The 23922-nt window shown below is 58.7% G+C and carries 23 protein-coding genes; 11 read left to right on the top strand and 12 right to left on the bottom strand.

Annotated elements, in window-relative coordinates; translation table 11 throughout:
* Nucleotides 1-106 precede the first annotated feature (106 nt).
* The 4 genes from HMPREF2674_RS03395 to HMPREF2674_RS03380 all read right to left on the bottom strand — a co-directional run bounded on the left by HMPREF2674_RS03395 (nt 107) and on the right by HMPREF2674_RS03380 (nt 1865).
* A complete protein-coding gene (locus HMPREF2674_RS03395; protein ID WP_070824824.1) occupies nt 107-742 on the bottom strand; it encodes a Fic/DOC family protein in 636 nt (211 codons plus the stop codon).
* Nucleotides 743-744: 2 nt separating this feature from the next.
* Nucleotides 745-1029, bottom strand: a complete 285-nt coding sequence (locus HMPREF2674_RS03390; protein ID WP_070824823.1) for an antitoxin VbhA family protein — start codon at nt 1027-1029, stop codon at nt 745-747.
* Between the two features lie 67 nt (nt 1030-1096).
* Nucleotides 1097-1657: an ATPase gene (locus HMPREF2674_RS03385; protein ID WP_070824822.1), complete on the bottom strand. Its 561-nt coding sequence runs from the start codon at nt 1655-1657 to the stop codon at nt 1097-1099.
* A 19-nt stretch (nt 1658-1676) separates the two neighbouring features.
* Nucleotides 1677-1865 carry a transcriptional regulator gene (locus tag HMPREF2674_RS03380; RefSeq protein ID WP_070680949.1) on the bottom strand — a complete coding sequence of 63 codons (189 nt, stop codon included), beginning with the start codon at nt 1863-1865 and terminating at the stop codon, nt 1677-1679.
* 685 nt (nt 1866-2550) lie between these two features.
* Here HMPREF2674_RS03380 and HMPREF2674_RS03375 point away from each other — a divergent pair.
* Both HMPREF2674_RS03375 and HMPREF2674_RS03370 read left to right on the top strand, forming a co-directional pair.
* On the top strand, nt 2551-3219 hold the full coding sequence (locus tag HMPREF2674_RS03375; protein ID WP_070824821.1) for a DUF8175 domain-containg protein: 669 nt from the start codon (nt 2551-2553) through the stop codon (nt 3217-3219).
* 72 nt (nt 3220-3291) lie between these two features.
* The gene (locus HMPREF2674_RS03370; RefSeq protein WP_141761798.1) at nt 3292-4176 is read left to right on the top strand and encodes a hypothetical protein; all 885 of its coding nucleotides are present in this window, start codon (nt 3292-3294) and stop codon (nt 4174-4176) included.
* An 81-nt stretch (nt 4177-4257) separates the two neighbouring features.
* Here the strand turns inward: HMPREF2674_RS03370 and HMPREF2674_RS03365 are convergent, their stop codons facing one another.
* On the bottom strand, nt 4258-5538 hold the full coding sequence (locus HMPREF2674_RS03365) for a Fic family protein (protein WP_070824820.1): 1281 nt from the start codon (nt 5536-5538) through the stop codon (nt 4258-4260).
* Between the two features lie 188 nt (nt 5539-5726).
* Nucleotides 5727-6470: a carbonic anhydrase gene (locus HMPREF2674_RS03360; protein ID WP_070824819.1), complete on the bottom strand. Its 744-nt coding sequence runs from the start codon at nt 6468-6470 to the stop codon at nt 5727-5729.
* A 423-nt stretch (nt 6471-6893) separates the two neighbouring features.
* On the opposite strand from HMPREF2674_RS03360, the gene HMPREF2674_RS09255 reads away from it, so the two are divergent.
* From HMPREF2674_RS09255 to HMPREF2674_RS09250, 3 genes are read left to right on the top strand one after another with little or no spacing between them, the layout of a single operon-like run.
* Entirely contained in the window at nt 6894-7670 is a 777-nt protein-coding gene (locus HMPREF2674_RS09255; protein WP_141761797.1) for a DUF8175 domain-containg protein, read from the top strand.
* 53 nt (nt 7671-7723) lie between these two features.
* On the top strand, nt 7724-8494 hold the full coding sequence (locus HMPREF2674_RS03345) for a DUF8175 domain-containg protein (protein ID WP_070824816.1): 771 nt from the start codon (nt 7724-7726) through the stop codon (nt 8492-8494).
* Nucleotides 8495-8529: 35 nt separating this feature from the next.
* Nucleotides 8530-9360 carry a DUF8175 domain-containg protein gene (locus HMPREF2674_RS09250; protein ID WP_141761796.1) on the top strand — a complete coding sequence of 277 codons (831 nt, stop codon included), beginning with the start codon at nt 8530-8532 and terminating at the stop codon, nt 9358-9360.
* 148 nt (nt 9361-9508) lie between these two features.
* Here HMPREF2674_RS09250 and HMPREF2674_RS03335 read toward each other — a convergent pair whose 3' ends face one another.
* From HMPREF2674_RS03335 to HMPREF2674_RS03315, 5 genes are all read right to left on the bottom strand, one after another.
* Nucleotides 9509-9934 carry a hypothetical protein gene (locus HMPREF2674_RS03335; protein ID WP_070824814.1) on the bottom strand — a complete coding sequence of 142 codons (426 nt, stop codon included), beginning with the start codon at nt 9932-9934 and terminating at the stop codon, nt 9509-9511.
* Nucleotides 9935-10040: 106 nt separating this feature from the next.
* Entirely contained in the window at nt 10041-11129 is a 1089-nt protein-coding gene (locus tag HMPREF2674_RS03330; RefSeq protein ID WP_070824813.1) for a diacylglycerol/lipid kinase family protein, read from the bottom strand.
* Between the two features lie 99 nt (nt 11130-11228).
* Nucleotides 11229-12536, bottom strand: coding sequence for a serine--tRNA ligase (gene serS / locus HMPREF2674_RS03325; RefSeq protein ID WP_070824812.1), 1308 nt, complete (start codon nt 12534-12536; stop codon nt 11229-11231).
* 115 nt (nt 12537-12651) lie between these two features.
* A complete protein-coding gene (gene pheA / locus HMPREF2674_RS03320) occupies nt 12652-13599 on the bottom strand; it encodes a prephenate dehydratase (protein ID WP_070824861.1) in 948 nt (315 codons plus the stop codon).
* 201 nt (nt 13600-13800) lie between these two features.
* Complete coding sequence (locus HMPREF2674_RS03315; RefSeq protein WP_070824811.1) at nt 13801-14706, bottom strand: spermidine synthase; 906 nt, start codon at nt 14704-14706, stop codon at nt 13801-13803.
* A 164-nt stretch (nt 14707-14870) separates the two neighbouring features.
* Here HMPREF2674_RS03315 and HMPREF2674_RS03310 point away from each other — a divergent pair, with 164 nt between their 5' ends.
* From HMPREF2674_RS03310 to HMPREF2674_RS03300, 3 genes are all read left to right on the top strand, one after another.
* Nucleotides 14871-15494 (top strand): GNAT family N-acetyltransferase, encoded by a 624-nt coding sequence (locus HMPREF2674_RS03310; protein WP_049332385.1) that lies wholly within the window; start codon nt 14871-14873, stop codon nt 15492-15494.
* Nucleotides 15495-15724: 230 nt separating this feature from the next.
* A complete protein-coding gene (gene pta / locus HMPREF2674_RS03305) occupies nt 15725-17815 on the top strand; it encodes a phosphate acetyltransferase (RefSeq protein WP_070824810.1) in 2091 nt (696 codons plus the stop codon).
* Between the two features lie 197 nt (nt 17816-18012).
* Complete coding sequence (locus tag HMPREF2674_RS03300) at nt 18013-19095, top strand: HNH endonuclease (RefSeq protein WP_070824809.1); 1083 nt, start codon at nt 18013-18015, stop codon at nt 19093-19095.
* A 78-nt stretch (nt 19096-19173) separates the two neighbouring features.
* On the opposite strand, the gene dcm is transcribed toward HMPREF2674_RS03300, so the two are convergent.
* Nucleotides 19174-20493 carry a DNA (cytosine-5-)-methyltransferase gene (gene dcm, locus HMPREF2674_RS03295; RefSeq protein WP_070824808.1) on the bottom strand — a complete coding sequence of 440 codons (1320 nt, stop codon included), beginning with the start codon at nt 20491-20493 and terminating at the stop codon, nt 19174-19176.
* A 203-nt stretch (nt 20494-20696) separates the two neighbouring features.
* On the opposite strand from dcm, the gene HMPREF2674_RS03290 reads away from it, so the two are divergent.
* From HMPREF2674_RS03290 to HMPREF2674_RS09245, 3 genes are all read left to right on the top strand, one after another.
* Nucleotides 20697-22208 (top strand): Sau3AI family type II restriction endonuclease, encoded by a 1512-nt coding sequence (locus HMPREF2674_RS03290; RefSeq protein WP_049347130.1) that lies wholly within the window; start codon nt 20697-20699, stop codon nt 22206-22208.
* A 394-nt stretch (nt 22209-22602) separates the two neighbouring features.
* Complete coding sequence (locus tag HMPREF2674_RS03285) at nt 22603-23331, top strand: DUF6318 family protein (protein ID WP_070824807.1); 729 nt, start codon at nt 22603-22605, stop codon at nt 23329-23331.
* A gap of 3 nt (nt 23332-23334) precedes the next feature.
* A partial coding sequence (locus tag HMPREF2674_RS09245) for a hypothetical protein (protein WP_141761794.1) occupies nt 23335-23922 on the top strand: 588 nt, incomplete at its 3' end.

Raw genomic sequence — 23922 nt, 5'->3', positions numbered from 1 at the left:
CCACCACGCTATCCGACTGGGCTTTTGCACATAAGGCACCCCCACGGGGTGCCTTTTCTTTTTCCACAATAACCGGGCATCTGCCCGAGGTGTTTTAGCACCCTGACTAGGCGTCACGCGGCACAGTGATGATGCTGAACAGCTGATGCAGCTCCTCCGGATGCACCTCAAAATACCCGCGGTCCGGGCCGCTAAACATGGAACTCTGGTGCCAGCCACGGCGGCCAGCACGCGCATAATCAAACCGGAAATTACTACGCGCCGCCAGGTGATCCATAAAAATACGGGTCGCGCGGCCGTTCCCCTCGCGGAAGGGGTGCGCCTGGTTCAGGTGCGCAAAAATCGCGGCGGCAACCTCCACAAATTCCTGATGGTTCAGGCTCGCCCAGTCGGTCGCACGGCTAGTGGCGAAAACGTAGTCGAGGTACCGGTCAATGCTCAGCGGCCCGTCCTGAACGCTCGCGAAAGCACTCACACCCTTGGACATGTCCACGGTGCGGTACTCCCCCGCCCAGTCGTACACGTCCTGGAAGAGGTAGCGGTGAATGGCTTTGAGGTGCTCGGCGTCGAAGGTGTGGGCGATGAGCTCGGGGGTCCTGGTGAGCTCGTAGCCTCGTCGGGTGACGATGCGGTGTTCGTAGAGCGAAAGCGCCGCGGGGTCCTTGATGCCCGGCTTGTTCCGCATGACGTGCTGGTAGGGTTCGGGGTAGAAGTACGCCTCCCAGTTCTGCTGCTGGCTCATGGCTATTCGCCCTCCTCTGCACTCTGCTGACCCGCGTTTTGGCTGCCCGCGTTTTGGCTTGTCAGCACCTGGTAGGCGAGTGCCTTCGCTAGCGCTTGCCGGTCGTATTCTTCCGCGGTGATGCGTCCCAGCTCGTAGTCGATGAGTAGCGTGACGTCTTCGCGGGTGGGATTGTCACCCTCAAGCCAGGATGAGGCGAGGGGCTGCATGACGTTGCGGCGCTGCTCTTCGGTGAGCGGCTCGAAGAGTTCGGGGTAGCGCAGGGGCAGGTCAAAATGATCTGACACTGTATGTTCCTTTCTTGACCTTCACAGGTCGACCTCACGGTTGGGCCGTGAGGGTGGGAGGTGACGGTTAGCTGAGGTGCAGACCGTATCTCGGCTCGTCGAGCAACACCTTTGAACCGGCACGCCAGTACACCGGCTCGTACCAGCGGGTGTTGTCGAAGACCCGCAGGATGTCCACAGAGGAGGCGAGCGCCTGCAGGTTCGCGTGGGAGCTGTCGTAGCGGCGGCGGATATCTGCCTCGTCAACACCGTGCCCGCCCTTGGCAACGCGGGCGGCGACCCGGTCCACGGCGGTGTCGGCGCTGTTGAGCGTCACGTACAGTAGGGTCACCTCGTACCCTTGGGCGTGGGCGCGGTCGATGAGGTTCTGGAAGGATTTGGCGTTACCCGCAAGAGTGGTTTCCTGGTGGATGGACTCACCGGCCGCGAGCGCTTGGCGCAGGTCTTGCACGGTGTCTCGCATGGCGCGGGCAGCGTCGGCGGGGTTGCGCCAGTCGCCTCCTGCGGCGCGGAGTTTCTCGTCGGCATTGAGGCGGCGGGTGGCGCCGAAAATCTGCGGGTTGGTGCGGTAGAGGGTGCTTTTACCGGCTCCGTTGACTCCGCCGATGATGATGTATTGGGGCTTCATGTGCGGCTCCTTAGACTGCCTAGACGACGAAGTTCTCGTCGGCGAGAACAATGCGCTGCTTCTGCTGCAGGGAGTAGGTCTGCAGGGCAAGGTAGAAGCGGCGTTTTTCTTCGTCTTCTTCGGCTTCGATGAGCGGGGTGAAGACCTCTGAGCTGTTGTCTACGAGGTACTTGTGGAGCGCCTCAAAATCGGGGGTGCTGTCTTCCACGGTTATCCCCTTTCCGGAAGGTAGTCGACGGGCTGGTACTGCTCAATTTCGTTGGCGGTTGCGCCGGGTTCGGTGGAAGAGTTCACTTCTTGTGCCCTCTGCTTCCCGAGGGCGCCGGCGGCGGCCCCCCCTCCCCCGTTTTCTTGGGAGGCACCTCGTATATTCCAGCCTAACCCAACTGCCGAAAACAGGCACCGCCCACGGTCATTCTGGGGAGGGTGCCGCCCGGCGTGACAAACCTCTGGATACTGGTTTCCGACGGATGGTAGTCTGATGGTGCATCAAAAACCTGAAGGCGGCACTAGTGACCCCGAGTTGCTAGGTTGGATGGATGGGCCCTCCTGGGTTGCAGGTGGTGAAATATATAGAAGCCACCACGCTGTCAGACAGGGATTTTGCATCAGAAAGGCGCGCCCAAGGGGTGCGCCTTTTGCCGTGTTCTACTCTCTCTTCATGAGAGAACGACCGTTCACTCAGCGCCCTAGCGGCAGGCGTGATAGGGTAAATCTGACACCTGTACCGGGGCGCCGACAGTCCATTCGGAATCATCAATTCCTACCGTGGATTGGCACGCGGAGCCTCGCGCCGTCTTCACTCACTCCACACTCTACGAACGCAGCCCCCGCACCAAGGGGCCGGGCCACGCCACGTTCCCACCGCTGGGAGCGCAAAGATTGGAGACACGTTGCAGCAAACCCCCCATTCGAGCATCCCACGCGGAGTTTACGTCTTCCTCTACATCCTCGGCCTCATCGTCCTCGCCATCTTGCTGTTCATGGTGCCGCGAGGCGGGGCCTCCCCGGTCGAGCATCTAGGCTCCCCCAATCAGGCTGCGGCCGAACCCGGAACCTGCGGGGCCGGCGCATCCGCAGACAAGACCGTTCTGAAGACCGCACCGACGGACACCCAGTGGGTGACCACCGAATCGGGATGGATAGGCCCCGTCTCGCAGACCGCGGGCCCCGTCGTGGAATCCCCGATTCGTAGCTGTTTTGAGCACTCGGCGCAGGGTGCCCTGTACGCATCCGCGTGGGCACTCATCCACGTCAATGACAGCCCGGAGGCGTACCTGCCGACCGTCATCGGCCCCGGCGCGGAGCAAATCACCAAGGACCGCCTGCAGGACACGACGACCCGCACCGTCGTACGCATCATGGGGTACCGCTACATGTCGTACACCCCGGAACGCGCCATCATCCGTATTCTTTTCCAAACCCCGTCAGGCACCTACCGTTACTTTGAGACGACCATGGAGTGGCACAACGGCGACTGGGCCCTGTGGGTACCCGCCGAGCAGCCGCAGGTGACCGACGAATTCGCCAAGGACAAGTACGTCACCTGGACGGCCGCGTAGGTTCCTCACGTTCGCCGCACCGCACGAGTAGCACGCAGATACACACTTTTACACTACGAAAAGGGCACCCCGATGTCGCAGACCCCCATGTCGGCCAGTAGTCCGGCTCCCATCCCAGCTCCCTCCACCAACTCGCCGATTCCTCAAGAACAGATGCATCAGCGTCAGGACCTGCTGGAGCACCTCCGCCAGGTCATGCAGCTGGTGGATCGCGCCGCGCCCTGGGCCGATTCGATGAAGAGCGCGCAGAAGGCATACGTTGCCGCCGTACCTGAGCCCCCTCGGATTAAGCTCAAGCGGCTCTTCGTGGCCTGTTTTAAGCTGATTCCGTGGACGTACCTTGCCAGCTCCATCATCATGCTGATCGCCTACCTACGCTACCTGTACGCCAACCCGCAGATTCACTCGAGCGATATTCCGTGGCACACCATTCACGTGCCGGCGATTGTCTCGGCGATTGTGATTGCGGCTCTCTGGTGGTCGCTGATGTACTTTGTCGCATACCCGCTGGCGGCGGCGAAGGTCGAGCGGGAGAACAACAAGCGTCGCGCGCATAACGACTCGGTGTGGAGCGACTATGAGGAGCCGGCCATCGCCGAGCTTTCGAAGGTGCACAACGAGTACATGGAGCGTTTCTCCCACTGGTTCCCGGAAGACTACCTGTACCCGAACGCGGCGGATACCCTGTACAAGTACGTTCGGCAGGGCCGCACCTACACCCTGCAGGAGGCGCTGAACCTGTACGAGCAGGAGAGGCACCAGCTGTGGGTGCGCCTGAGCATGGAGGAGCAGGCCCGCGAGACGCGAATTCACAACGCTATCGTGGAGGACATGATGGACAAGCAGCTGTACGAGCAGCGCAGGGCCAACGTTCTGCTATCCGGCATTTTGGTGGCGACTACGGCTACGGCGGTGGCCGCCTCGGCCCCCCGCTATCACTACCACTACCACTACTAGGCGCTACGAAAAGCAGCAAGCTCTTCACGGGGAGGGGACGCACTCCGGTGCGGCCCCTCCCCTGTTTCTTATGCTCGTGGGTTATTCTTCGTCGTCATCAACGGCGGGCAAGCCCAGCAGGGCGGTTCCCGCCTCGGTGAGGGACCAGCGCATCGTACGGCCAGCCTTCACGCCCTCAACAAACCCAAGCCCCTGCAGCAGCTTGAGCCTATCGCGCAGAGTCGGCGCCGTAACACCCAGCGCCTCCTGCAACTCGGTCGAGGTAGGCGCGACCGGCGCACGGAAAATCTGCACCTGCCCCAGCAGGTACAGCAGCCGCAGAACATCATCAAGCTTCTTCGAAGTCAGCCCGGGGGTGCCACCCGTCCAGGTGCGGCTGCCCTCCAGCTCAGCGATACGCCTGCCAAGGACACGCCACGCACGATCGCGTGACTCCAGTTCGTCTACCAGGTGCTCCTGAGCCTGCTCAATCAGCCCCAGAAAAACATGCAGAAAACCGGTCACCTCACCGTAGTTGAGGGGTTCTTCCGCCGCACTGAACGCCTTGTAGTAGCGGCTCTTCTGAATGTTGAGCGTGCTCGGCAGGGTGAGGGTCGTCAGCCGAGTGAGCGTCTGCCCCAGGTGGGCTACCAACAGGTACCTGCCCAGGCGGCCGTTACCGTCGTAGAAAGGGTGCGTGTACTCCACCATGAAATGCGTGGCAATTGCGGAGAATAGCGCCGGCACGTTCGGGTTGAGGGCGTGGTTGAGCGCCGCCTGCACGTTGGCGGTGATGGTTGCTTCACTGTCGGGGGCGCGGTGAATTTCGCGGGTGTTGTCGTGGATAACCACAGGTTTAGTACGGAATAGAGCCCCGTCTGGGCGGTCTTCTTCCGCGAGGTGCCCTTCGAGTAGCGTGTCGTAGAGGCTGCGCACCTGCTCGACTGTGGCGGGTGGGCGGCCTGCCCCTAGGTCCTTGAGGAGGTTCACGAATTCGACGGCGCGCTTGGCGCGGGGGTCCTCGCTGTCGCCGGAGGTGAGCGCCTCAGAGATGAGCTGGCGCGTGGTGTGCACGCCTTCGATACGGTCGGACGCCACGATGCTGCGTACTGCCAGGTCGAGTAGGTAGCTTTGCATGGCGATGCTGGGCAGTTGGGAGCTCAGCTGTTCGATGTGCCGTTCACGGCGCATGATGCGCTCGAAGGATACGAGCGCGGTGCGGTCTGCCAGGTAGAACAGGGGGTGCTCCCCTACCGTGAATTCGTTGAGGAGGTAGGTGGAGTGGCCGTTGCGGCGTGCCTGCAGTTCGGTTTGTGCGGCGGCTTTGCCGCGTTCGTGGAAGATGCTTTTGAGGGTGCGGTACCTTGTGTTGGTGGTGTTCACGTGTGCCCTCCTTGATGGTGTAAAAAATCGCGGTTTTTTTCATTATCCTCCTGATTTTCAGGAAATAGTGAAAAAATCCGCGATTTCTTTCATAATCCAGGTCACATATGGGCGTTTAGGGTGCCGGTAGGCTCCCGACTCAGACCCCTGCAGGGGCGCATCCTAGTGGGAAGCCGCGCCCACCGCTCCTACTTATTCTGTTCCTTCAGTCGTTTTTCAACAAAGAGCTTGTAGCCCTCGGGATCAAGGATATGAGCAGCCTTCCACGTATCGGGTTGCTCCGCGGTACGGTGCACACGCACATAGTAGGCAGGGCTGGTGCCTCCCATGACGTTCACACGAACAGTAACCCAGTAAGGGTTCTCACCCATAGCGGTCTTCAAAGTCGGGTCATCAACCAATTGAGCGCTGGTGACGGTTCCCCTCAGCTGGTCAAGGCGTGCGTTAGGTCCATACTCCTTTTGCACTTCGGGGTCGACCATCGGGTAGAGCTCTTCAGACCATTCCTTGTACGGCTTGCCACTGGTGTAGGCGGTGACAATTGCTTTCGCGGTGTCCATTGCACGGTTGTAGTCTGCATTAGTGATGCTATTGAGGGTAGGAACGCTGGAGGGCTGCTGGGGTCCACCACCGGTTCCCGCCAGGGGTGAGGGGTCAAGGCTCACGGTCGGGGTCGCTGCCGCAGTGGTGGATGCCGCCGTGGTGCTTGCCTCTGCACTCGGGGAGGCGGTCACCTCGGTGACGGTGGGGGTGCGGCCTGCGGTGGTGGTTGCGGGTGCAGGAGTAGTAGAGCTGGGGGTGGGGGTGCTGGTGGCGGTAGATGTTCCGCCGGTGATGAGGGTTCCGCCCGGTGCGGAGCTATCGGTGCTAGCGGAGCAACCGGTGGCGAGCAGAGCAAGTACAGTGGCGGCGGCAGTGATTTTGCGGGTCATGGAGAGGGGCTTTCTCTGATGAACGGTTCTATGTACCGGTGTGATGTGTCTAGGCGGGGCAGTGTAGCGTTGCGACCGCCTGCGGTTGGTGTCTGCGTCGGGCATTGACGCATAGTGGGTACATGGTTCGACACCGGATTATCGGTAGAAATTCGGTGTTTTTCGTGCAGTCCAGCTCATATCATGGTAGCTCAGGGCGAGCGCCTGCAGGATATCTGTAAGCATGATAGGGTATCTTTTGACACCGATAAATATGTGCCGCCGTGTTTTTGCGTCTTGCAGTCCTCGATGCTGTGTTCTGGCTCAGACGCTTTTCCTGCGGCACCGCATAGTTTCTCATCACTCATTCAATCTCTGCCCTCCTGCTGGGGGTGGGTTTGTCGCGCCCCGAAATTGCGGGGTCTACGTATTTTGGAGATTGTTATGGAGAACAAGGGCGGAGTCACTATCCCCCGCTGGGCTTTCGGACTGGCAGCAGCCGTCGTCGCCTTGCTCGTTGTACTGGTCATCGTGCTGATTCCGCGCGGCGGCGATAATTCCAACACCTCCGCCGCAGGCTCTTCCAATAGCGAGCAGTCACGACCCGCCTCCTCTAGCACTGCCGAGCCCTCCGTCTCAGCTCTAGCGGCGAGTAGCTCCGCAAGCGCCAATGCTCGAGCTACCTGCAATGTAATAGTACCTTCAGGCGCAGAATATTCGGATAAAGCTCCTGAAAATCTTGCTTGGCAACGGATGCCGGCGGGAATCGAGTATCCAATCAGCCCGACGTACGGTCCAATTGTCCGAGTTGGTCATGTAGGTCAGTGCTATGCTCACACCCCAACCGGTTCCGCGTTGGCAGCGGCTGGGGCAATAACTACCATGAGTAATTCAGAGAGTTCTGAAGCTGAGCGAATGGCTTTGCTCTCATCTCGCCGTGATACCTCAGAGGACAATCTCTGGCACCCTGCCGCAGACGATAAAAAAGTTGATGCATATTATGTGGGCTATGAGATTCAGAGCTACTCCCCTGAGCAATCTGTAGTGTATCTCTACATCCGCTATCGTGTCCCCTCTAGCATGGTTGTTCGCCTTCCTATCCGCATGGTCTGGGAAGACGGTGATTGGAGGTTGGATTCCAATAAATCTGAGATGCAGCCTGTTGTCCTCACCGATCAGTCCCAACTCCCCTCCCACGTGTTCAAGCAGAGCCGCGGCTAGCACTTCTACAAATCCGTTGGGTATGAAGACTTCTGAAATAGATTGGAAAAATTATGGCTGAGAATAAGCCAAATAACGTATCCATCCCGCGCTGGGCGCTCGCTGTCGCTGCCGCTGTAGTCGCCCTACTAGTTTTGTTGGTTATTGTTCTTATCCCTGGTGGTAAAGACTCAAACCCCGTAGCAGCGGGCTCTTCCAACAATACGGAGCAGTTACAGCCCGCCTCCTCTAGCGCTGCAGAGCCCTCCATCTCGGCCCTAGCGGCAAGCAGCTCAGCGAGCACCAACCACCGTGCAGTGTGCGATGTGAAGGTACCCACTGGCAAAGAATCTTCTGCTGAGGTGCCCTCAGATTACACCTGGGCCGCTACTAGCGACGGTGCGCAGTACCCGGTATCTGCAATCTACGGTCCGACGGTAAAGGTTGGGAAGACCGGTCAGTGCTTCGCCCACAATCCGACTGGAGCCGCCATGGCTGCAATCTCACTTCTCCACGCACAAAGTGACCCCCAGATCTCTGAGGCTGAGCGTCGTGCTCTGCTGTCCGCACGCACTTCAAATGACCCCCTCGATAACCCAACTCCGCAGAGTCTAGACATGCAGGTTTTCGGTTATGAGGTTCAGAGTTACAGCCCAGAACAGGCCACCGTTCAGTTTGCAATCCTCAGTCGCTCACCGAGACGGGTCGTTGTTCAGTTCACTATCCGTGTGGTTTGGGAAGACGGCGACTGGCGCTTTGACTCTGACGATTCAGAAATCAAACCCAAAGTGCTGACTGACACCAATCAGCTTCCCTCTCACGTGTTCAAGAAGAACGATAGCTAACACCTCTACTGCTTTATAAGCATTTTGGAGAAAAAATGAGTGAAAATAACCCCAAAGGCGTGACCATCCCCCGCTGGGCGCTCGCTGTCGCTGCCGCTGTAGTCGCCCTACTAGTTTTGTTGGTTATTGTTCTTATCCCTGGTGGTAAAGACTCAAACCCGGTAGCAGCAGGCTCTTCCAACAATGAGCAGTCGCAGTCCTCTTCAGCTGACACTTCTAATTCAGCATCTGCAGAGCCCTCTATCTCCGCTCTAGCGGCAAGTAGCTCCACAAGCACCAGCCACCGCGCAGTATGCGATGTGAAGGTACCCACTGGCAAGGAATTTTCTGCGGATATTCCTTCTGACTACACCTGGGAGCAGACGACCGACAGCGTCCATTATCCGGTATCTAAAATTTATGGTCCGACCGTGCGTCAGGGTCGTCTGGGCCAGTGCTTTGCACACAACCCGACAGGTGCAGTTATGTCCGCCATTAATGCAATGGTTGTAATTGGTAATGACGAAATACCAGCTGACGCGCGTCGTGCTATCTTCTCTAGCCGCTACGATGGCAAACCCAACCCTTGGGAAGATGAAGAGTCCAGCGACTCGAATGATGACATACCTGACTATGTATCGGTTATTTATGCCTACAGTATCCAGGGATACTCTACGGAGCGTGCCACGGTGAAGGTCTACTTCATGGTTCAGACGAATGGTAAGACAGCCATCGTCTGGGCTCCTATCCGAATGGTCTGGGAGGACGGCGATTGGCGTTTTGACTTAGAAAAGTCAGAGCTAAAGACCGAAATCATGACTGATGAACCTTCCCAGCGATTCACCATCGGCAAGAGCAAGTTGACTGAGTGGGGTTTTAAGCTATAACCCGTAAACAGTAAATCGATAACCTAGTCATTCCGCTTCAATAATGAAAATAAGCGGTGGGGGCGGGACAGATTTGATTCTGTCCCGCCCCCACCGCGTTCATATGTTTAAGCCCTATCTATGAGCTATCCACTAGACCCTGCCTCCGTCAGAAGAAGTCAATGTCAGGGAGGCCCGAAAATATCTCAGCGAAGAGCTCGTACGTACCTATCACAAAACGCTCGCCGCCGTCCTCCACCTCGCTATCAGCCCGCGAATACGTGAAAAGGCCACCAATAACCTTCACACCAAAGAAATACAGCCCAACACAGCCGAGGACCAGAGCCACAAAAGGCATCACCAGCATGACCACAAAGTGAAGAATCACGTTATCAATCGAGCCGCCAAGCAACACCAGGCCAACAATGACGACCCCCATCACCGCCAGGCACACGGGCACGCTCAGAACGTACATGCCCCAGGCGATAATACGCAGAACAGTCTTCCAGAAACCACGGCGCGGCTTCTCCTGTAGATAATCTGCGGGGTGCGAAAGATACGGTGCAGTGTGCTGAAGTGCCGGCTGGTTGCTCATCGTGGTTGTCTCCTGACGTACTCGGTGTATACATCAACTCCCCTGAGAATACGTCACCCACCTGGGCGATTCCTCAAAACGGGTGCGAGCAAGCAAACCACGCCCGCTAGAGCACGTCCGGGTGGACCGCCACCTCTACGGCGGCAGGCAGCACCCGCGCGCTAATGCGGTGCGCCGACGGCGCCGGGTCGCCATCCACCTCAACCGGCTGCGCACCATCCGGGAACTCCAGCACCACCTCGGACCCCACCAGGTGGCGAATCACCGGTAGCTCAATGCGCGGCGAACCCAGGATCGTACGGCGCATCACCTTCGCCATCAGCAGGCCCCACTCCACCAGGTCACGCGGGGACGCCACAATCACCTCAAGCTTGCCGTCGTGCACATCCGTCATATCCGCCAGGCGAATACCGCCCTGCAGGCGACCGCAATTCGCAACCAGCACCGAACGCATGGGCAGGATGCGGGGCTCCCCACCGTCCACGCTGATACGCACCGGGTGCGACCTGCCCAGCATGTGCTTCATGCCGGACTGCACATACGCCACCCAGCCGAACTTCGCCTTAATCTCCTCGTTCGTGTCGTTCATGACGAGCGCGTCGAAGCCGGCACCACTCATCACAAAGAACGTGTGTTCTGTTTCTTCGCCGGTGGTGCCCGTAGTCGTCATCTCGATCGCATCAACACTCTGACCTGCACCGTTGAGCGCAATATTCACGCACGCCGCCACGTCACTCACCGGGATGTACAGGTTGCGCGCCAGCAGGTTGCCGGTGCCCATCGGCAGAATACCCAGGCGCGGCTTGGGCCCCTCGTGATGCGCCAGCGCCGCCGCCACGGCACGCACCGTGCCGTCACCACCTGCGGCAATCAGCAGGTCAACGCCCTCGGCAATCAGCTCGCGGGCGGCCTCTGAGCCGGGCTCGTCCACGCGGGTGGTGCGCACCAGCGCCTTCGGGTGGCCGTTCGCCGCGAGGATACGTTCCAGAATCTCGACGGTGGCTGCGGCACCCGGCTTGCTCGGGTTGTACACCACGCCCACACGCTGCGCTTCACCGGTGGGCAGGGTCGGCAGAACGCCGAAGGGCGCGCCCAGCTCGATAGCGCGTCGGCGCGCCTTCTTGCGGGCACCAGTGGCGGAGGCGGTCAGCGCCGCCGCTGCAGAAACACCAAGGAGTTTACGGTAAAGAGGCATAGTTCTTAGACTACCTGCCCACGCAAAAACCCGCCCACCGGTTACGCGGTGAGCGGGTTTTCGACCGAGTTTGAGATTACTCAGCGGGCGGGGTTTCCCTTATTCAGCGACAGCGGGGATAACCTCGGCGCCGCCCATGTACGGGCGCAGTGCTTCCGGAATCACAACAGAACCGTCAGCCTGCTGGTGAGTCTCCAGGATGGCTACCAACCAGCGGGTGGTTGCCAGGGTGCCGTTCAGGGTTGCCACGGAGCGGGTGCGGCCCTTACGCACGTTGCCTGCCTCGTCCACGGTGTCCGGGGTGCGCTCGCGGATGTTCAGGCGGCGCGCCTGGTAGGTGGTGCAGTTCGAGGTGGAGGTCAGCTCGCGGTAGGTGCCCTGGGTGGGGACCCACGCCTCGCAGTCGAACTTGCGGGCTGCGGAGGTGCCCAGGTCGCCTGCGGCGGTGTCAATCACGCGGTATGCGAGGCCGCAGCGCTGCAGCATTTCCTCTTCGAGGGACAGCAGCTTCTCGTGCATCTCTTCTGCCTGCTCGACGGGGCAGTACACGAACATTTCAGCCTTGTTGAACTGGTGCACGCGAATGATGCCGCGGGTGTCCTTACCTGCGGAGCCTGCCTCACGGCGGTAGCAGGAGGACCAGCCCAGGTACTTCTTCGCACCCTTCTCAAAGTCGAGAATTTCGTCGGTGTGGTAGCCGGCGAGCGCCACCTCGGAGGTGCCGACCAGGTACAGGTCGTCGCGTTCGAGGCGGTAGATTTCGTCGTCGTGCTTGACGTTGAAGCCGGTGCCGTTCATGATTTCGGGGCGCACCAGGGTGGGGGTGGTCATCATGGTGAAGCCGTGCTGGGTGGCCAGGTCGAGCGCCATCCACATGAGTGCCTGCTCCAGGCGTGCTACCTGGCCCTTGAGGAAGTAGAAGCGTGCGCCGGAGACCTTCGCGCCGCGGGCCATGTCGATGCCGTCGACGAGCTCGCCGATCTCGAGGTGGTCGCGCGGCTCGAAGCCGTCAGCGGTGAAGTCGCGGGGGGTACCGACCTTCTTGACGACCACGTAGTCGTCTTCGCCGCCGGTGGGCACGCCATCGATGATGAGGTTCTCGATGCTGCTGATCAGTTCCTCGTATTCGGCGGTCTTCGCCTCGGAGGCCGCCTTCGCTTCGTTGACGCGGGCTGCCAGTTCCTTGGCCTGTGCAACGAGTGCGGGCTTTTCTTCCTTGGGTGCCTTGGCGACCTTCTTGCCGAAGGCGTTCTGCTCGGCGCGCAGGGTCTCGTATTCGCCGATGAGTGCGCGGCGTGCGGCGTCGGCTTCGAGGATGCGGTCGACGTGGGTTTCGTCCTTGCCGCGTGCTCGCTGGGAGGCGCGGAAGACGTCGGGGTTTTCGCGGAGGAGGTTAATATCAATCACTGTTTTATCCTACCTAATCTTGCGGTGGGTTGTGGGCGGGGTTTGCGCCGGTGGGGCGCGGGTAGGTGCGGGGGTGTCTAGCGGCGGGCGGCTGGTGGTACCGCCGGTGGTGCCGTTAGTGGCGCTGCAGCTGTGCGGGGCGACCGTTCGGGAAGAGCGACTCCAGCCACTCGTGCGCGGAGTCGAAGGAGGCGTCGGAGTGGATGCTGTCGACTTCGGTGTTTTCGTGGTCGGCGCGCGGGTAGGAGCCGAGGAATTTCAGCGTCGGGGAGACGCGGTGCAGGCCGCGCAGGGCGTCGCGCATGCGTGCCTCGTAGATGTGGCCGTCGGCATCGATGCTGAACGAGTAGGAGCCCATGCCTTCACCGGTGGGGCGCGATTCGATGCGGGAGAGGTTCACGCCGCGCACCGAGAACTGTTCGAGCAGTTCGAGCAGGGCGCCGGCGCGGTTGGTGGGCAGCGGCACGGTCAGGGTGGTCTTGTCGGAGCCGGTCGGTTCGGGAATGTCGGCGGTGCGGGAGAGTAGCACGAAGCGGGTTACGGCGTTCTTGTTGTCGCCGATATTGTCCTGCAGTACGTGCAGTTCGGGGTGGTAGTTCAGCAGCGCCGGGGAGCAGATTGCCGCATCGTAGGTGCAGCCCTCTTCGAGCAGGCCGACAGCCGCCGCGGCGGTGGAGGAGCCGGGCAGGTAGGCGGCGGCGGGCACGTTCTCCTGCGCCCAACCGCGCACCTGCGCCCAGGCGTGCGAGTGGGTGGAGATGGTCTTGACGTCTTCAATGCTGATGGGCTTCGCGGCGACCAGCACGAAGCGGATCGGCACGAGCACCTCACGGATGATGCGTACACCCTCGCTGGCTGCGATAGCATCCAGGGTTGCGCTCACGCCGCCCTCCACGGAGTTTTCGATGGGCACCATGGCGGCGTCCGCCTCGCCCGCGTTCAGGCGTGCGAGCGCGTCGGGCACGCTAGTGGCGGGGATGCGTTCGGCGTCGGATGCGCCGGGGACGCTCAGCAGGGCGGATTCAGTGAAGGTGCCGGAGGGGCCCAGATAGGTGTATCGCATGGTCACCATGGTATCGGGTTGGGGTCGGTAGCGGTGGGGTTTCGCCCGTGCCGTATATATCTCGGAATGGCTTCGGTCATGGGTTGGCGATTTTAGGGGTGGGTTAGTGACTTTTGGGGTGATTAAGACCCACCCCCAACGTCACTAACCTATCCCCGAAGGAACTAACCTATCCCCGAAATCTAACCCGCGACTGAAAACCTAACCCGCGAACTGGCGCGCCCGCGCGGTGTCCCAGTACTGGGCGGGTACGCCTCCACCCATGAGCTCGCGGGAAATAGCGGCAGCCTGCACGGAACCAGCCTCCGGCAGGGGCGCGTGCGAGCCGGCAATAATGACGTTGCCGCGGCGGCGGCCCTTCAACATGGCCGAATCCGCCACAATACACACGTACTCGAACACCTCGAGCAGGGCGGACGCCTCAGCGCGGGCACCGGTCAGCGCCGGCCCGTCGCCGCAGTTCAGGATGTACAGGCCGCCGGGTGCGAGCGACTCGGCGACGGTGCGGGTGAACTCGACGGTGGTGAGCGCCTCGGGGGTGGTGTCACCGGCGAACACGTCACGGATCAGCACATCACGGGATGCGGGCGCGAAGGTCGCGGTGACGGCACCCGCCTCGCCCACGCGAATCTTCACGCGCGGCGCCTTGGGGATGTCGAACCAGGCGCGCACATACTCGGCGAGCTTGGCATCCAGCTCAACGACCGTGTTGCGGCTGGTCGGGTACAGGTCAGCGAAATAGCGCGCCATCGAGCACGCGCCGCCACCCAGGTGGGTGATGCGCAGCTTCGCGGCGTCCAGGTGCTCTGCTACGTGCGAGGAGACAACCGCGGCAATCCAGCGCATGTACTCAAAATCCAGCTGGCGGGGTTCGCCCACGATTACGTGGGAGGACTGCACGCCGTTGATGAGCAGCAGCCAGCCGTCGGCGTGGTAGCCGTCGGGGACGAGCTCCGCCTCACCCGTGGAGATGGGGTACACGCCAGCGGCGGCACCCTGCACGGGGGTGTTCTCGGCCTCGCCAGCCCGGTTCTTCTGGTTCTTCTGCGCCTTCTGGGTTTTCTGCGCCTTCTGGGATTTCTTCGGTGCCCTGCTCTTTTTCGCCATACCCTCTAGCCTAGCCGACGACCCGCCCCCGGTCAGCGCCGCACCTAATCGGGGGCGGGCCGCCCGACGGCGCTCGCATCCCGGGGTGCCGCTCCCGCACGCCTCTAGCGTACGCACCCGTGGCAAACCGCCTCCACAGGGGCCGACTGAGTAGACTAGAACCCATGGGATTTGTATGTCAGGGCCGCTACGCGCTCGCACCAATTGAACCGACCGACGCCGAAAAATACGTCAACCTGCAGCTGGACTGCATGGAGCAAACCTACGACCCGATCTACTTCGACACGCTCGGGGAAAGCTTCACCGCTCGTCACCGCGCCGAACGCAACGAATACCTCGAAGACTTCCACCGCCACATCTCCTCCCCCACCGTGCGCGGCTTCTTCGCCTATGAGGTGCCCGGCTGGACCCCCGACGGCGGGCTCTCCTGCTCCATCGGCACCCGCATCGACTGGGATAAGCCGGTCGGCCTGGCGCTCTCCCTGTGTGAGCCCTCCTCCTGGGAACTCGAACGTGCCGACAACCTCCCCGAACTGCCTGCAGGCACCCGTAAACTCGTGCACCTGTACACCCTCAACCACATGCACGGCACCGGGCTCGGTCAGGCACTCTACGAATCCGTCATCTACCCGGACGAAAACTCCTACCTGTGGGTCATGGCAGAAAACGAACGGGCGCTCTCTTTTTACGAGCGCCTCGGCTACCAGCGCAACAGCATCGAATTTGAGGCACGCGGCATCTGGGCGCCCGGCCACAGCGTACGGTACGCGCGCATCCTCAACCCGTAAACGGGCGGGCCAGACGGCTAGTCCAGCAGCTGCGGGCACCGCGAGGCACGCGGCGGCCCCGCCCGGGACGCCGTGCGACACATCGCACCCTGAACGCTGTTAGGCGCCACACCCGCAAAGTCTTAACATAGAAAGTGACCTACGCTCGACGCACACCGCACAGACACAGGGAACACCTGCGCACGCGCGGTACCGGCGCCGAACGCCACCCCACCGAAGGAAAGTAGAATATGACCACCGGTCTTTACCTCTCCGCTACGTCCCCGAACTCGGGCAAGTCCCTGATTGCCCTGGGCCTGGCAGACTCCCTGATTAAGCGCGCGGACCGCGTCGGCTTCTTCCGCCCCGTCTTCGACGGCGCAACCATCGCTGACGACCCCGTAGCACGCCTGATTCGCGAGCACTTCAACCTCTCCGAGGAGCAGGTCGGCGGCGCCGTCTCCATGAACGACGCACTCGCACTCATCGCTGAGGGCGACACCGAAGAGATTTCCTCCCGCGCGGTATCCGCCTACGAGAAGGTCGCAGCCAACAGCGACGTCGTGATTGTTGACGGCGCCTACCTGCCCGCCAACGCACTCGCAGTCGAATTCGACCTGAACGTCCAGATTGCACGCGACCTGGGCCTGCCCGTCGTCGCTATCGTCGGTGCGCAGGAAGCCACCGTCGAAGAGGCAGTCACCGCCGTTGACGTGGCCCGCACCGAGCTGACCGCATCCAAGGCTGACCTGCTCGCCGTCATCGTCAACCGTGCAGAGCCCGCCCTGCGCGAGGACATCGAGAAGTCCGTCAAGCGCGGCGAGGCAAACCTGCCCGTCTACGTGCTGCCCGAGATTTCCGAGCTGACCGCTCCGACCGTCGGTGAGGTTGCCGAGGCCCTCAAGCTCGACACCGCCGGCGTGAAGGCGGAGGACCTCAGCCGCGATATTCACGGCATCAAGGTCGCCGCCATGACCGTCTCCAACTTCCTGGGCCAGTTCGTCGACGGCGACTTCGTGATTGTCCCCGGCGACCGTGCAGACATCGTGGCCGCAACCCTGGCCTCCGCACTGGCACCGTCCTTCCCCGCTCCCTCGGGCGTGCTGCTCACCGGCGGCCTGGACGACGTTTCCGGCCAGCACACCGCTGTGGGCGAGCTCATCAAGAACGCACCCTTCCCGGTGCTGTCCACCGAGCACGACACCTTCAAGTCCGCACGCGCCGTCTCCCGCGTGCACGGCTCCCTCGAGAGCGGTCACCAGCGCAAGCTGGCCGCCGCCCTGGGTGGCTGGGACGAGCACGTCAACAAGGACGAGCTGCTGTCCCGCCTGTCCATCGAGCGCCCGGCTTCCATGACCCCGCTGCGCTTCCTGCACAACCTCATCGAGACCGCACGCGCAAACCGCCGCTCCGTGGTCCTGCCCGAGGGTTACGACGTGCGTATCCTGCGTGCATCCGAAATCATTGCACGCCGCGACTTCTGCGACCTGATCCTGCTCGGCAACCCCGCCAAGATTGCAGAGATTTGCCAGGCTGAGGGTATTGAGCTGCCCAGCTCGATCCGCATTATCGACATTGAGAACAACGAGTACACCGAGGACTTCGCCGCAACCTACGCCGAGCTGCGTGCACACAAGGGCGTCACCATTGAGGCTGCTCGCGAGCGCATGACCGACCCCTCGTACTTCGGCACCATGCTGGTCTACAAGGGCATCGCCGACGGCATGGTTTCCGGTGCTGTGAACACCACCGCGAACACCATCCGCCCCTCGCTCGAGTTCATCAAGACCCGCCCCGGCACCAAGATCGTCTCCTCCGTCTTCCTGATGCTGATGGAAGACCGCGTTCTGGTCTACGGCGACTGCGCAGTGAACCCGAACCCCAACGCAGAGCAGCTGGCCGACATTGCGAAGGCATCCGCAGAGACTGCACGCCAGTTCGGTGTGGAGCCGAAGGTTGCTATGCTGTCCTACTCGACCGGTACCTCCGGCGCTGGCGCAGACGTGGACGTTGTGCGTGAGGCAACCGAGATCGTGCGCGCATCGAACCCCGACTTCGCGGTTGAAGGCCCGATCCAGTACGACGCTGCTTCGAACATGTCTATTGCGTCGACCAAGCTGCCCGGCAGCGAGGTTGCTGGTCAGGCTACCGTGTTCGTCTTCCCCGACCTGAACACCGGTAACAACACCTACAAGGCTGTTCAGCAGTCTTCGGGTGCTGCCGCTGTGGGCCCGGTTCTGCAGGGTCTGCGTAAGCCCGTGAACGACCTGTCGCGCGGTACCACCGTTGAGGACATCATCAACACCGTTGCGATCACCGCAATTCAGGCACAGAGCCTGTAAGGTGCAGCGGCGCTGTAGCGTGAAGGCTGCGGCGTTCCGTTGATATAGAAATCTCCCGCGCTGGGCGGGGCATGCCTTGGAGGTGTGCTCCACCCGGTGCGGGAGATTTTTTGTAATTACAGGGTTCCGCCGCCCCTCACCCCGAGCCGGTGACCGTCCGGGCAGCAGCAAACCGCCCGGGCTGCTAGGCTGCTGCTATGGACAACAACTCAACACCCTCACTGCCGGACCTCGTTCTCCCGTCCGTGGTGACGACCCTCAGCCTCCCGAGCAAGCACGCTTCAACTAACGTGCGGCTCCCGCAGGCATGGCTACTGCGCTCCGTTCCCGACGAAGAGAACCGAAGCGCCGCCAGCGGAAAAGTCTACGATGACGCTCTAGAGTTCCGTTACGTTTACGACTCGAAAGTTCCTAACCACAAGAACGTTCGAGAGGGTGACTTCGTGCTGATTCGAGATAATTCAATTCTTCTCGGGTCCGCTGTTATCCGAAAAATTGAGTCATACGAAGCCGATAAGGTCATGACTTATTGCCCCAACTGTGGGAGCAGCCGCATCACCTTCAAGTCCGATGGGCTGTGGCGCTGCGATGGAAAGTGTCTGAGAAGAGACAAGCTCAAGCCCGAGCAACGTCTGCACAAAAACCCGCCGCAGAAAACCGAGAAAGTTCAGCGGTTTATTGCCTACTACGGTGACACCTGGACTGAGCTGATCGGCGCAGCGGATAAGGACTCATTCAAGGACCTGAGTATGCCGGGCAAGTACAACACTCAGAACAGCATCGTCGCCCTCGATACGGCGAAAGTCCTTGACTGGCTTGAAAGCCTGAACACTTCGGGTATTCATCAGCTTCCCCTGAACGATGCTCACGGGGTGCCGGTGAATCCTCGGGGCGGTTTTACGATGCGCACGGTCAGGGCTCGTGTGGGCCAGGGGCAGTTCCGCCAAGAGCTGTTGAACCGCTTCGGCAATATGTGTGCATTTACCGGCACCTGCCATACGGCGGCGCTGGACGCGGCGCACCTGTACAGCTATGCACACGAAGGCGAACACCGCGTGGAGGAGGGCCTTCTACTGCGCAAGGATTTGCATAAGCTCTTCGATAGTGAGTTGGTGGGTGTGAGCTCTTCGCGGACTCTTCTTCTGCACCCCGGTTTGGGGAATACGCAGTATCAGTCGTTGGCGGGTGCTCGTTTGAAGGTTGAGTTGCCGAACCGTGCCCTGGAGCTGTTGGATGAGCACCGCTCGGGTCTAAATTGGCTTGAAGAAGCACTAGTCTAGGCCTGTTCTGGTTTAGGCCACCGGGTACGCAAAAAGGAGGTGCAGTAGCTTTCGGGCTACTGCACCTCCTGTGCGTTTTTACTGGTTATGTCGGCGGGCGATAGCCTTACCGATTTCGTGCGGGATACCCACCACGAGGGCGTTACCCATGCAGAAGGCACGGTTACCGTCGCTCATACCGGTGTCAGTCCAGCCTCGAGGGAAGCCCTGCAGCTGATCCAGCTCATCAGGAACGAGGCGACGGTACGCACCGGAGTCACCAACCACAACGTGCTTGAAGCGGGAGGCGCCCGAGCCTCCTTCGCCGGTCAGGATGGTGCGCGCCGGGCGGTCGAGCGGGTCGGGGAAAGACATTGAACCTTCGGTGTAGAAGTATTCAAAGCCGCTCGCCTTATTGATGCGCTTTTCCTTCTTTGCACCCTTGAGGTATTCCCAAGAAGGCACCTTATCAGGGGCAATAAAGAACTGCTCCGGCACCTCAGAGTCGGGAAGAACTACGTCACCGAGCGTCTTAAATTCGCCGCGGTAGTCGGGCTCTACCTTGCTGGTGAGCACGGTGCCGTTCTGCATGACACCGGCAATCTGGAAGGGCGAGGTCTTAGCACCAATTCCGAAGTGTTCCGTCTCGTAGTAGGGGTCATCGGAGATGGTGAACTCATCGGCCTCATTGAGCTCTTCGAAGACGGAGAGAAGACCCTCAGACTCTGCAGTTTTGACCGGGAACGCTTCCGCCAAAACACCGGTGTGGGTGATGCGGCGCGACAAATCCCATTCGGGGGCGTTGTGTTCGGCGTAAATGTAGACGCGCTTACGCTTCTGCGGGTGACCGTACTCTGCCGCGTTGATAACGCGCCATTCGACGCTGTAGCCGAGCGCGTAGAAGCAGGAGAGCATAATAGCGAAGTCACGGCCTCGCTGCTTAGCGGGCGACTTCAACAGGCGGTCGACATTCTCCAGAACAACGTATTTGGGGGTTTTCAGCTCAAGCGCACGGTAAATATCCCACCAGAGCACGCCTTTCTTACCCTCAATACCGTGCGACTGCGAAAGCGGCTTGGTGACCGAGTAATCCTGGCAGGGGAAACCGCCACAGAGCAGGTCGGCATCGGGAATTTCATAGAGGCCCGCCTCAACATCATCAAGTACGGCGTGAATATCGCGGTTTTCGAGGTTTGCTTCTTCTCCGAAACGTTCCTGGTAGCAACGTGCCGCGAACTGGCGGCCAACGGTTCCCGGGGGCTCCCACTGGTTCGCCCAAACGGTCGTGAAGGGGCCTGCGGAGGGCAGGGTCATGCCGTTGGCGTTATAGCCTTCAAATCCTAAGCGGAAGCCACCTACGCCGGCGAAAAGCTCGATAACTCGGATAGGCTGGCTACTGCTGGTGGTTTTCTGATCCATGAGTCAGTAGTCCTTATAGTCCTCTTGTAAATATATTCGAATACTAATACTATAACATAGAACAGCTATTCAGATCAAGTGGATCTCAGAAAAGCCAATGACGAGACGAAGAGCGCAGCCGCCGTATCTGACGTAGCATAAAAACAAGAACACGGCATGGCCAATATTATCGGCAATATCAATCAAGCAGAGGAGTAAAGACAGTGGAGCTGTTCAACTACGATGACTCGGATATCGAGAGCATCTACAAATATGCTCAAAAAGTAGTAGGAGTAGAGTTTGCCGATATTCTCAAGGCCTTCCAGGAATCCGCCTACAAGACTTATCAGGACTACATCAATCAAACCCCCTCCACCACACCAGACAAAAAAATTAGTAGTGCGTCAAAGGGGAGGTACGGGACATATATTGAAAAATATTATTTTGGCATCCCCACCAACAGCTCAAATGAACCCGACTTTAACAAGGTGGGAGTAGAACTTAAAGTTACCCCTTTCAAAGTAAATAAAGATGAAAAAATCTCCGCCAAAGAACGACTGGTCCTTGGGAACATTAATTATATGGATGAAAATCTAGATGATTTTTATAAATCTCATGCATGGAAGAAAGGAGGGGCCATCCTCCTCCTTCCTTACCATTTCATCAAAGACCAAGATATTCTAAAAAATAAAATTGCTAAAGTTCATCTTCTAAAAATCCTCGAAGAGGACTTGCCAACAATTATTAGCGATTACCAGAAAATTGCACAGAAAATTAAAGAAGGGCGTGCTCACGAACTCTCCGAAAGGGACGGCATGTATCTGTCCACCTCACGCAAAGGTGCCGGCAAAGGAAGAGACCTTACCTCTCAGCCTTTTAGTGACGCACCAGCAAACAAAAGAGCCTGGTCTTTCAAGCAGAGCTACATAACACGTCTCTACCAGGAGACTATCTTTACTTCCGAGGAACTAGAGAGTATTGCTCGAGCCACCAAGGATACCTCGAAGCCTTTTACTCAGATTCTTGAAGAAAAAATTCTGCAGTATCGAGGTAAAAGCGAGGAGGAACTCTGCAAGGAGTTTGATGTTAAATTTAAATCCAAGGGTCGCAATAACTCCATTATAACAAAAATGATGCAACTTCTTGACCTCCCTCAAAAAATTGAAAATACCACCGAGTTCAAAAAGGCAAATATGATGATTCGAGCTATTCGAGTTAAGCGAAACAAGAGCATTAAAGAAGATATTTCCTTTAAATCATATTCATTTATTGAACTTGCAAATGAAGATAATGAGGAATGGGAAGATTCTCACGTATATACCGAAATTTTTTCAAAGAAAATTCTGTTCGTAATTTTCCGCGAGAATGAATCCGGTGATTTCTGTCTGAATCAGGTCAAGTTCTGGGGATTCCCCGACTCCCTAGAGCCTGAATTAATGAGGGTACGGCAGGAGACAAAGGATATTATCAACCGAGGTGTTGAGCTTACACCCCGACCAAACGGCAAGAATGGAGTCAGGGTTTCAACTAATTTCCCTCAGAGCAGGAAGAATAAAATCATTTACACCAAGGTGCACGCTAATAATAGTTATTACGAGATTGAGCCCGGTAAGTTTGTCGGAAAGGGTTGTATCGAGGACACCGACGAGCTTCCCGATGGTCGCCACATCACAAAGCACTCCTTCTGGCTACCTAAAAGGTTTGTTCGGGAGATTCTTGAAGGTCAATGGGACTAATAATCGAATGTAAATAACCGCAGCAGGCGGCCCCGAATGTATATACATTCGGGGCCGCCTGCTTTTTAGACAGAGGTTTTCGATAGGTTAGTGTCTTCGCCGCGGGTCTTTAACCCGCGGTGAAGGCACCCTATCGACCGGTCCCAACACGAGAAGCCGCGCACACCACCCGGCAGGCAAAGACGCTCGAACAACGAACTCTCACCACCAAAAACCTCAAAAGACTGCAAAAGATGGCAAACATCCTGTAAGGTGGTCTCGGGACCCATAGCGATGCACCGGTGCATCGATAATGCGAGGTACCTAGTCTGGGTGCTTTTGGATACGTTGCTGTACCTAAAGAAAGCTTCTCGACTAGTACATACACACCATCACCGACAATTGGAGCACCACAATGGGACCTGAATCCGTTTTGACCCGCCGCACCCTGCTGAGTGGCGGCGCACTCTTCGGCCTGACCGGACTGCTTGCGGCGTGCGGTCAGCAGGCAAATAACGAGGCGGCAGCCACCGCCTCCACCGCACCGAGCGAATCGGCATCGGCTTCCACGGCGGCATCCGATGCCGCTTCTGCATCAGCTACTCCGAGCCCGGTCATTACCCGCGGCTACTCCGGTGGCTCGAAGGCCCCCGATGGCGAGTACCGTAAGGCTGACGCGTATGGCCCTGCACAGAATGTCCCCAAACCTCGTAACGAACCCGCCCAGTACCCCGAGACCGAAGAAGGCCTCAGCCGCATGATGGAGGATTGGCTGGCCGCCCATAACTACGCTATTCAAACGGGAAATTGTGCGCCAGTCATCCAGTATGTTGAAAAAACTTCTAAAGAATATCCATTTTATGAATATATTGAAGATCTCTACAAGCGTGGTGGTTGGGTTGTGGACGGTCTGGATTCCTACCAAGTTGAGGGCGACCTAATTTATGACGAAAAACAGAAAATCTACCGCATGAAGTTCCGCCGATTCTGGAGCACCGTTATGTATATCGACTCCGATGGAGAAATTACCAAACGAGCAAATACAGATAAAAACGATGATCTCTTCAACTACTTTTTTAAATATACCGAGGGATATTGGAAAATTATCGGAAGCGGAGCAGAAAATAATTTTAAGGATGCATAAACCATGATTAATTCTAAGTACATGCGCATATTATTTACATCCATTCTGTCAATATCCCTTCTAGGTGTTCAAAATGCATACAGTGAAGAATGTACAAATTCAAATTCTAATGGGCACTGTTATAAGACATCGCAAACCCATAAAAATAGGCCAGTAGAACGCGATGGCGATTCAGCTAATACAAATAAAGAGGATAATTCCAAGGTCCCCAGTGATAGTTCAAACAATCCCCAGACCCTTTCAAACGACTACCAGAACTGGGTCAATTGGTTTAACAACAACTACCAAACAATGACCGACGAAACCGGCGCCAAAATGTACGCCCGCAAAACAACAAACCGCCGCCCCGGCGAACCAGAATGCTACTCCGAAAACGAGAGACCAGGAAAATACACCCGCATTCGAGAAAAACCCATCACTTCCGACGACACCGCAACATACACAGTCTCCTGCCAACCCAACGATACTAAAACCCTCGCCCCCACCAACCCCACACCACCCAAAGGACCCACTATCGAAGAAATGCTCCAAGAAGTTGAGGACCAATTCGCTAACACCAATATCCAGGCCCCTGTTTTGAAGCAGTCCTAC

Origin of the sequence: Rothia sp. HMSC062F03, from assembly GCF_001836905.1 — a bacterium.
GTDB classification, from domain to species: domain Bacteria; phylum Actinomycetota; class Actinomycetes; order Actinomycetales; family Micrococcaceae; genus Rothia; species Rothia mucilaginosa_A.
Note: the sequence above shows the minus strand (reverse complement) of the source record. Positions and strands in the feature narration are given on the sequence as shown.